This window comes from Vagococcus sp. (assembly GCF_036639995.1).
GTDB lineage: Bacteria > Bacillota > Bacilli > Lactobacillales > Vagococcaceae > Vagococcus.
The window spans coordinates 1-9,776 of record NZ_JAVWHO010000035.1; the positions used below are offsets into that span (position 1 = coordinate 1).

Genomic DNA, 9,776 nt, shown 5'->3' on the forward strand with positions numbered 1-9,776 from the left:
TCGGAGTCACTATCAATGTCTGATCCGCCATTATCATTATCACGATAGTTATCTAATTTTTCTTTAGCATCTTCTAATTCTTTTGTTGCTTGATCCACATCTGCTTGAGTTGCTTCAGAATCATCTAAAACTTCTTTAGCTTTCTCTCTAGCTTCTTCAAACTCACTATAAATATCTTCTGGATATTTTTCACCATCATTTAAATATTTATTATCATTTTCTACATTTTCTGGATCAGTTTCTTCGTAAACTTTTTCTAATCGAGATTTGTCTACTTCTGTTGACTCATTTAATTCAAGTTTTTCAAAAGCATCTTTAAGTAAACGATAGGCTTCATCTACTTGAGCTTGTGTTGCTTCTAAGTCTTCTAAAACAAATTTTGCATTTTGTCTAGCATCATCAAACTCTTTAAAACTAATCGCTGTATACTCATGCGTATCATTAGATGTATTCTTAAGATTAGAATATAGATTTTGTAATTTAGATTTATCAACTTTGTTTTCTTGGTCTTCTTTAGAGACAGTTACAATCGTTTCATCTCCAATTTTATCACCATAACCTGCTTGATGACCAACTAGCTTAACTGATACTTTATCTTTATAAGATAGAGTGTCAACACCAATTGAGAAGGTACCATCTTTATTTAGAGTTCCTTTGTAAATTTTTCCATCATTAATTTGAACTTCAACAGTATATGTTCTACCATTTGAAAAATCATTATTGATTGATTTACCCATAATCACATTATCATTTTCTGATGGTTGTTTCACTTCAATTGGTTGTAATTTCCAATCTTCCCAAGCTTGTGATAATTTAACCGTTGTTTCTGAAACATCACTAAATTTATCTTTCTTGCTTGGTTGATGACCCACGATTTGAACTTCTACTTTATCTCCTGCTTTAAGAGTATTAACTTTAATCATGAATTTACCATTTGGATCAAGTTTGCCACGATATGTTTTCGCACCATTAACTGTCACAATCACATCATATGATCTGCCAGCAGAGTTATCATTTGGCGCAACCCCTGTAACGTACTCTTTTCCTTCAAATAAATCATCAATTGTTGGTTGTGTTACTTCCCAATCTTCGTACATTTCATCGGCACTTTTAACCGTGATTGTTGTAATATTTGATACTAGCTCATTTCCATTTTTATCCATTACAGCTTTACCATCTCGATAAGCAACTAATTGCGCGGTAATAACATCACCAAGTTGCAATGGATTTTCTAATTTATCTAATTTGTATAAGCCGTCTTTGGTTACTGAAGCCTCACCTACAACTTTGCCATTAACAGTCAAGCGCACTTTGTACTCGCCATTGTCAATATTTGGCACCAAGCCACTAATTGATGTATCCCCATCTCCTGCTTGGTTAATTAATGGATCTGGAATGCCCCATTCAACGTCTGCTTGCGTAATTTGTGGTGTCACATCTTGTAATTGCTTACCAACACCCACTAAAGTACCTGTACTATTTAATTTACCTGCATAAACGAAGACTTGTGCTTCAACATAACCACCAAATTCAAGTGGTGTTCCCACATAGTATTCAAAGTTTCCAGTTTGACGATCCACACTCACTTCTGTTAATTGAATTGCTTTACCATCTGGAGAGTAGTACGTTAATTTGACTTTGTAAACATTTAAGTCATTTGGATTAAAGTTAACATAGTTACCTTTTTCATCCATCATGCCTGAGATATTACCAGAAATCACTTGACTACCATTTTTAATTTTATCTAATGTTACTTCTGGTGCTTTTGCTTTTCCTACACGCCATTCTTGTGTGGTTGATTCTGAAATAAATTCACGGTCTTTGTTTTCACGGATAACTGTCGCTAAAATCGTTTCACCTGCCTTGAATCCTCTGGCAGTAATATTTCCGAACTCGTCTTTTTCACCATAAACAAACATAAATGTGTTGTCATCTCTTAAATCTGTATATCCTAAGGTCTCGATAGAACCATCTGCTCGTTTGAGAGAAATACGTACTTTGTATGTGTCGCCCTTAATATCAGTATTGTGATCTTGTTGTACACGACCATTAATGACTGTTCCGCCACTAACTAATACGTTTCCTAATTCAGCTGGTGCGACTGGTTTTTGTGCTGTTGTTTTGTCGCCACCTAAACCAGTTGAAGAACCATTTGATTTACCTTTAGAGAAATCATTATTTAAAGCCGTTGATTTAGCTTCTTCTTCATCACCCACAAATACAATTGGTTTTTTGTTTAACATAGTGATTAATTTCATTGTATTATCAGATTCTGTATTTAACGGAATATACCCATTATGGTCTCTTGACCAAGCTGCTAGGTCAAATTCAAAATCATAATCCAATGTGAACCATGTTTGTGGTGCTAAATCTAACCATGAATTAGCCATTTTTCTAGTTACAATTCTTAATGTTGGAATACCGTTATCAGTTAAATAGTATTCAACTGTAATATCGCCTGGTTGTAAATCAGATAATCTAACTCTATCGATATTGAAATCATCCGATGCTCCACCAATTAATACACCAACAGAACCATCAGCTGCAATATAAACATAATCACGCCAATTACTTGATTCAAAGACCACACGCATACTCTTAGGTAACTCGATACGTGTATCAAAGCTAGGTGTGTATGCAGCAATACCAAGTAACGGATTTTTTGATTTAACTTTAATATTTAATTTGCCATCTTTAACAGAAACATCTTTAAACTCACTCTTAGTGCTTCCACTTGTTATGAAGTTTAACTCTCTTGCTTTAATCATGCTTTCTTTTGTTGTTTCGATTGCATGTAACATATCTGTTAATTCATCTAACGTTAAACCATAATTTCTTTCTAATTCAGCTTTTGAATCATTGATAACTTTTTCGTAATCGTCATAACCAATCACATAATCTTTTGGATTGATTTTTCCAAACTCATTAATATGCTTATCAATTTTTTGGCGTATCTCTGTTGCTTTAGCATCTTGATATTCTGCTTTATCTAATGCTTCTTGCAATGTTTTTTCAGCATTATAAATATCATCTGCTGTTGCTTTTGGATCAATTAATGCTGCTTCAGCATTTTTTATACTTTGTCTGATCATAAAGCCATTTTTATACAAATCATTTGGGTGACTCGAATCTGATGTAATGCCTGTTGTTTTAGCTTTTTCTAATGTTTCATTTAATTTTTTCGATGCTTCTTCTTTTGTTGTCACTAAAGAGCTGATACTTTCATTTAATGAACCAATTAGTTTACTTAAATCATCTGCTTCGATTTTTTCACGATCAATTTTCAGTGCTTTTTCAAACACTTTTTTAAACTCTTGATAAGACATATTTAATGCTGTGTCTTTACCATCGTAGAAACTATAATCATCAGGATTAACTGTTTTCCCAGATTCTAAAGCAACATCTAACTTAGCTAACAGATCATCCTTAGACACTAAGTTGTTTAACGCTTTATTTAAATGATTCGTTACAAAGGAAATATCTTCCATTGATGATTCTGATGCTGCTAGAATATCCTTAGCATTATGAAGTTGAACGTTAAGCTCATTCCATGTTTGTGTTGTGTATTTCCATTTTTCATTTGGTTTTGAAATAATAACTGATGCGTCATCGATTAATTTTTGTAATGTCTCAATATTAGTTGAAATCACTAATGAATCGATTGCTTTTTTTAAATCTTGTAACGCTTGATCTAATTCATTTGCTGTTGCTTTTTGATTTTTATCTAATTCTAATGCATGTTTGTATGCTTCATTCATTATTGAAAAGCTCTTAGTTGTGTAGTAACTCATCTTTTGTTTTTCAATAGCATTTTTTGCTTCTACATAAGTAATTGATAATTGTTTTCGAACATCATTTTTCCCAGAAAGAGCCATTTTAGCTTGGAGTAACTGATTTCTTGCAGCGGATAATTCTTCAACAGACGAATTTTTGTTATCGTATGTTTTTTCAGAAAGAGCAATAGCTTCTTGCAATTTATTGTAAGTAGCTTTTGTATAATCCGTCTCTTTCAATCCTTTAGCATCTGTTATTTCTTCTAGTAATTGTTGACGTCCTTCTTCCCCAACAGACACAACTGGTACTAAATTAGTCATAGCGCGTTTAATTTCATTGTACGCATTATTTAAGGTTGCTGCATTAGGGTTTCCTAGCGCTTCGTCCCCTTTTCTAATGGCTTCTTGTAAAACCGCAAAACTATATTGTGTATAGTCAGAACCTTTAAAGTTTTTAGCATCTGCAATCAACTCTTCCAGACGTTTTTGGTCAACTGCTGAAGGGTCTGTTACACTTGGTGCTTTTAATTGATTCATAGCAGAAGACATTAAAGTAATCATTTTTTCGATACTTTCTTGAGTCGCTGCTTCATCCACTAAGGCTTTTTGAGCTTCTTCCATTGAATCAACTAATACTTTATATGTTGTGGCACTGTATTTTGATGGACTTAAACTATCTGCTTCTTTTAATAATGATTTAAGAGCATCAAGCGACACTTGTGATGGCTTCACACTATTAATAGTAACTAAGTTATTAATCGTTCCATTTAATGTATCACGCGCACTGTTTACTTCTGCTTGTGTTGCTGCTTCATTTTCAAAGACAGCTTTAGCACTTTCCAAGGCTTTACTTAATGAATCAAAACTTTCTTTAGTATATGTTTTGTTATCATTATTATAGTAATCAGCAACATCAATCGCTGCTTCTAGCCCATTTTTGTTAACTTCTGTATTTTTTGCAGGCACACGTTTTAAGTTTTCAGCACTTTGTTTTTTACCAGCGTCGCCTTGTTGGCCAACGATTACAACTGAAATATCATCGTATGCTTCTAGTCCTTTATCTAACGCAACATTAAAGTTACCATATTTATCAACTTCACCAGTAATTACTTTACCGCCATTGATTTTTACTTGAACATAATAAGTTCTGTCATATGATGAATCAACTTTGACATAACCTGAAACTGATTTATCTCCAATTTGTGGATCTTTCACAACTGGATGACTAATTTCCCAGTCTTCAAACGATTCTTGCATTTCAACTTCAACTGCTGCTGTAGCTGTTTTTTCTCCGTCGTAACCTTTTTCAGTTCCGTGAAGTATCACAATAATGTCGTCTGTTGCTTTTATTTTTTGATCTAAATTAATTTGAATACGACCATTTTCACGGTTTAAAGCATCCTCATTAATTTCAATTTCAACACCATTGATAGTTACTGTTAAGTAGTAGCTTCTTGTTTTACTATCATCTAATAAAACGATACCTGTTAAAGTCGATTCTCCTACTTTTGGTTTATTAATAGTTGGTTCATTAACCACCCATTTATCATTTACTTCAGAAGTTGCCACAACGATATTTTCAACTACATCAGAGCCTGTAACAGCTTCATTTTTACCTGGTACAAAACCAACAACATTCACGTTGACTACTTGACCACGTTCAACTTTAGGAACAGTTACTGTAAACATACCATTGTCATCAATTGAGCCATAGTAAGTCTTATCTCCAATAACCACTTGTACTTTGTAGTTAGCTTCATTAAATTTAACATCATTGATTGGTGCTTGTCCTGAAACTGACGTGCTTCCTTCTTTAATTTGGTTTACTGACGGTTTAGCAATATTCCACTCAACGTTTCTAACAGTTGTTGTCGCGTCAGAGTTATTTAATTGAACGCCAGTAGATGACAATTCACCATTGCTGTTAACCATACCTTGGTAAACATAAGCAATTGCTTCAACACGTCCACCATATTGAAGAGGCATAGATGTGACATATGTAAAGTTACCATTTTTATCTGTTCTTACCTCAGCAAGCTCAATCCCTGTTGATTGACCTGGTGCGTAATAAACAAGTCGCACGGTATAAACATTTTTATCGGTTGAATCAATGGTCATACTTTTACCGTCTTGGGTCATAAATGTCGTAATGGTACCACTAATTTCTTTTCCGTTTTGTTTAATTGTATTCACGTTAACTTTTGGTGATTTTCCTTTAACAACATTAATCCCTTTATCTTTTGAAACAGTTGTTAAATCATATTTATCATTCACACGAACGATACTTACTTTAATTCGGTCACCTTGTTTAAAGTTTTGAGCTACAATATTACCTGTTCGAGGATCAATCGTTGTGTAGTTATAAATAAAATTACCATCTTTATCCAAAGTTGCTCTTCCGATTTCTTTGCCATTCAAATCAAAGACTGCTTGATAGATATCTCCATCTAAATGTTTATCTTTTGATTGAGTCGCTTTACCAACGATTGTATTAGTGCCATCCACAACATGTGTATAAATATCCCCAAGTTCCACATCATCCTGAACGCCCAGTTTATTCATCTCTTCAAGATTTGCAACCTCTTTTTTATCAGCATAATTAGTTGCACCAGCAATACCTTCTTGCATAACTCTGCTGATTGCTTGAATTTCAACATCATCACCCTTTTCTTGAATAGGTAATGCATTGCCGTCTTTCATATAAGTCTCTAAATCAAGACTGATAAAATAATTTAATTTAAATTCGTTAACTGGCATAAGTCCCCAGCCAGGAACCATTTTATTAGTCGTAATATATAAAACAGGTTGCCCATTAACAATTTTGTATGAAATTTTTAAATCTTCAAGAACTTTTGGATCATCTAATGATAAAAGATTTAACGTTGGGTCCCATGAGCCAAAAATACCACCTGATTTTTTATCCCCTGACTGAACAACATAATCACCAAATCCAATTGAACCAGTTGAGTTATTATAAGCAATTTTCACATATTTTCGCCAAGTACCATTTTCAAAAAACGGTAATAAATTATGCGGAATTTTTATCGTTGTTTCAAAAGCTGGACTATACGTAAAGAAGCTTGCAATTGGTTGTTTTGCACTTACTTCAATATTTAATTTGCCATCTTTAATACCAGTTTTCTTACCAATAGTTGTACTTGTATTAACAACGATTGTTTTCTTACCATCATCAATAGTTAAATTGTTTTTCGCATTTCCAATCTTAGTCGCTAATTCATTCATTTGTGCTGTTGTTAAGTTTAAGTTATTTAATAGCTCACGACCTTCTTCAACTGCTTGTGCGTACTCTTCATAACCGTGTAAAATAGCTTTTCGTTCGTCGTCACTCATTTTGTCAAATGCAGCAATACCATCTTGTAATTTTTGTTTCCCTGTTTGACGGTCTGTATCGCTATAGGATAAATCATTAATTGCTTTAGCTAAATCTTCTGTCACACGTAAAATAGCTGATGTTTCAACTGCTTCAATACTATCAACAAGAGCATACGCTTCTTTAACTACTTGTTGTAATCTTGCCCAGCTCTCAGCTGTATAAGCTGTTTCTTTATCTAATGTAACTAATTTTTCAAATTCTTTTTGAAGTGCATTAGTTGCTTCATTACTAGTTAAAAATAGTTGGTTGATTGACATACTCAACTCATTAACAATTGCATTTAATGTATCAGGATTAATTGTCTCTCTATTAACTGCTCGAGCTTTGATTAACGCATTTTCAAAGGCTTGCCATGAAACAGTCGTAAATTTATCTTTTTCTTTCTCATAAGCATCAGCTTGGAATAAAAGGCCATCTAAATCTTTTAATAAGGTTTCACGATCCACCATAGCATCAACCGCATTATTTAATTTTTGATAAGCTCTTGAAATTTCATCTACTGTTGATTTTGAGTTAGTAATAATAGCTTCAGCATAAGCAAGCTGTTTATTTAAGTTATTCCACGATACTTCAGTGAAATTACCTTTACCTAAACCAACTAATTTTTTACCTTCATTAATTAACGTTTCTAAACCTTTTAGATTTTCAATTTCAATTAAATCATTCATAGCTTTTTTCAAATTATTATTAATTTCTACCAAACGATCTGCAGAAACCATATTGAAATCAACTGTTTCAGCAATTTTTAATTGTTTTAGAACGATATCTAATGTTTCATTAGTATAAACTTGTTTTTTCTTATTATCGTTAAGTAGTTGTTTTGCTTCATTGATTGTCACTTGAAGCTCACTATTAATACTATCTTTTGATACCAAATCATCAATTGATTTAGCTAATTCATGATAAATATTTGAGTAAGTATCTGTTGAAACTTCTGTTGCATTCATTACTTTTTGTGCTTTTTTCAATATCTCTGAAAAATGTTTATAACTTTCTGATGTGTAATCTTTAGCGTTTAAATTAAGAACGTCGTCAATTTTACTTTGTAACTCTGATGCTGTTCTTAATTGAACCAATTGATCTAAGGCTTTATCAATTTGCGTATAAGCTAAATAACGTTCTGCTTGTGTCGCATCTTCATTATTTACAACCAATAACGCGTCACGAATCGCATCATTTAATTGCTTATAACTTAATGCAGTGTAATCTAATTGTTTGTAGTCATTCATTACATCATCGATATGACCTTGTAATTTTTCTGATGAAATATCTAAATCATCTGCGTGTTGTGCCATTTTTTCTATTAATTGATTAATTTCTGCTTGAGTTGCCCCTTCTTTTGCTTGAAGTACTTTGACTTCATCAAGAATACTCTTAATAGTTGCTGCTGTTTCTTTATTAGCAGAACCTAATGTTAATAAGTCATGTTCCAATTGTTTAGTCAAATCAACTAAAGTAGCTTTATCCACAGTTAGATTCTCAGTTGCTTCCTCTAACTCTTTTAAAGATTGTGCTATCTCAGCTTCAGACAACTCCCCTTTTGCTACTTTATCTTCTAATTCTTTCATTGCTTTATTAAGTGCAGCAACGCTTTCTTTAGAGTAATTAGCTTCAAGGTCTTTCATCTTTTTAATATCAGATACTTTTTTATCTAATTCTTTGTTTCCAGTTGACATAGCAGGCGTTTCAGAAGTTTTACTTACTGCTTTACCTGATGTTTCAGATGTGCTACTATTTGTTTGTTTAGAAGTATTATTTTCCTTAGAAGTGGATGTTGTTGAGTCTGTTGCAGCAGATTCGGTAGTGTCTACTTCTTTTTTATTTTCTTGCGTACCACTTGTCTTAGTTGAATCAGATGTCTGATGTTTGTTTTCAGCTTCTTCTAATTTAGATACTTGATCTTTAGCTTGTTCTGCTCCTAATTCTCCGCTATCTAGCATATCGTAAGATTCATTCAATGCTTGGTTTAATTCCGAATCCTCTGCTATACCAGCATGTTTTAAGCCCATTTCCCCAGCAACTTGACCTAAATATTCTTTTGCTTCTACAACTTCTACATTTTGAGCTTCATTAACTGCTGCTGTTTCTTCAGCCGTCGCCACTGGTGCAGCTTGTGTTTCATTGTTATTTTGATTATTAACAGCATCCACCTCAGCTGCTTCGGCTGTATCTGGTGCTACTGCCACAGTTGCAAGTCCATAAGCTGCAACAGTTGAATAGAATACTTTTAAAGACTTCTCTTTTCTTTTTTTATTCTTATTCATTTTTTCAACATAATCATAATTTCTATTACTCATTTAAATCCTCCTTGATTTAATTAACATTCTACTTTTTTATCTATTGTTGGCTATTAAATTTTGCCACTTTTTTATCGTGCATTGTTTATCGAATTTATTTGCTATATCATAAGCATTTTGAGACATTTCTTTATGTTGCTCTGGATGGCTTAATAAATAAGCAAGTTTTTCTTTCATTTCATCCATATTATTAGGCTCAATCAAGTAACCATTCTTACCATCTTCAATCATCTCACTTGGCCCGTACCGAATGTCATACGAAATAACTGGTACTCCGTGCTCCATTGCTTCTAATAGTGATAAACAAAACCC

The 9,776-nt window shown here is 33.1% G+C and carries 1 protein-coding gene and 1 pseudogene; both read right to left on the bottom strand.

Going from position 1 to position 9,776, the window contains the following annotated elements; genetic code table 11:
* Positions 1-9,464: pseudogene (locus RR554_RS08950) on the bottom strand (hypothetical protein); the annotation flags it as partial.
* A gap of 36 nt (positions 9,465-9,500) precedes the next feature.
* A partial coding sequence (locus RR554_RS08955) for a glycosyltransferase (RefSeq protein WP_332463927.1) occupies positions 9,501-9,776 on the bottom strand: 276 nt, incomplete at its 5' end.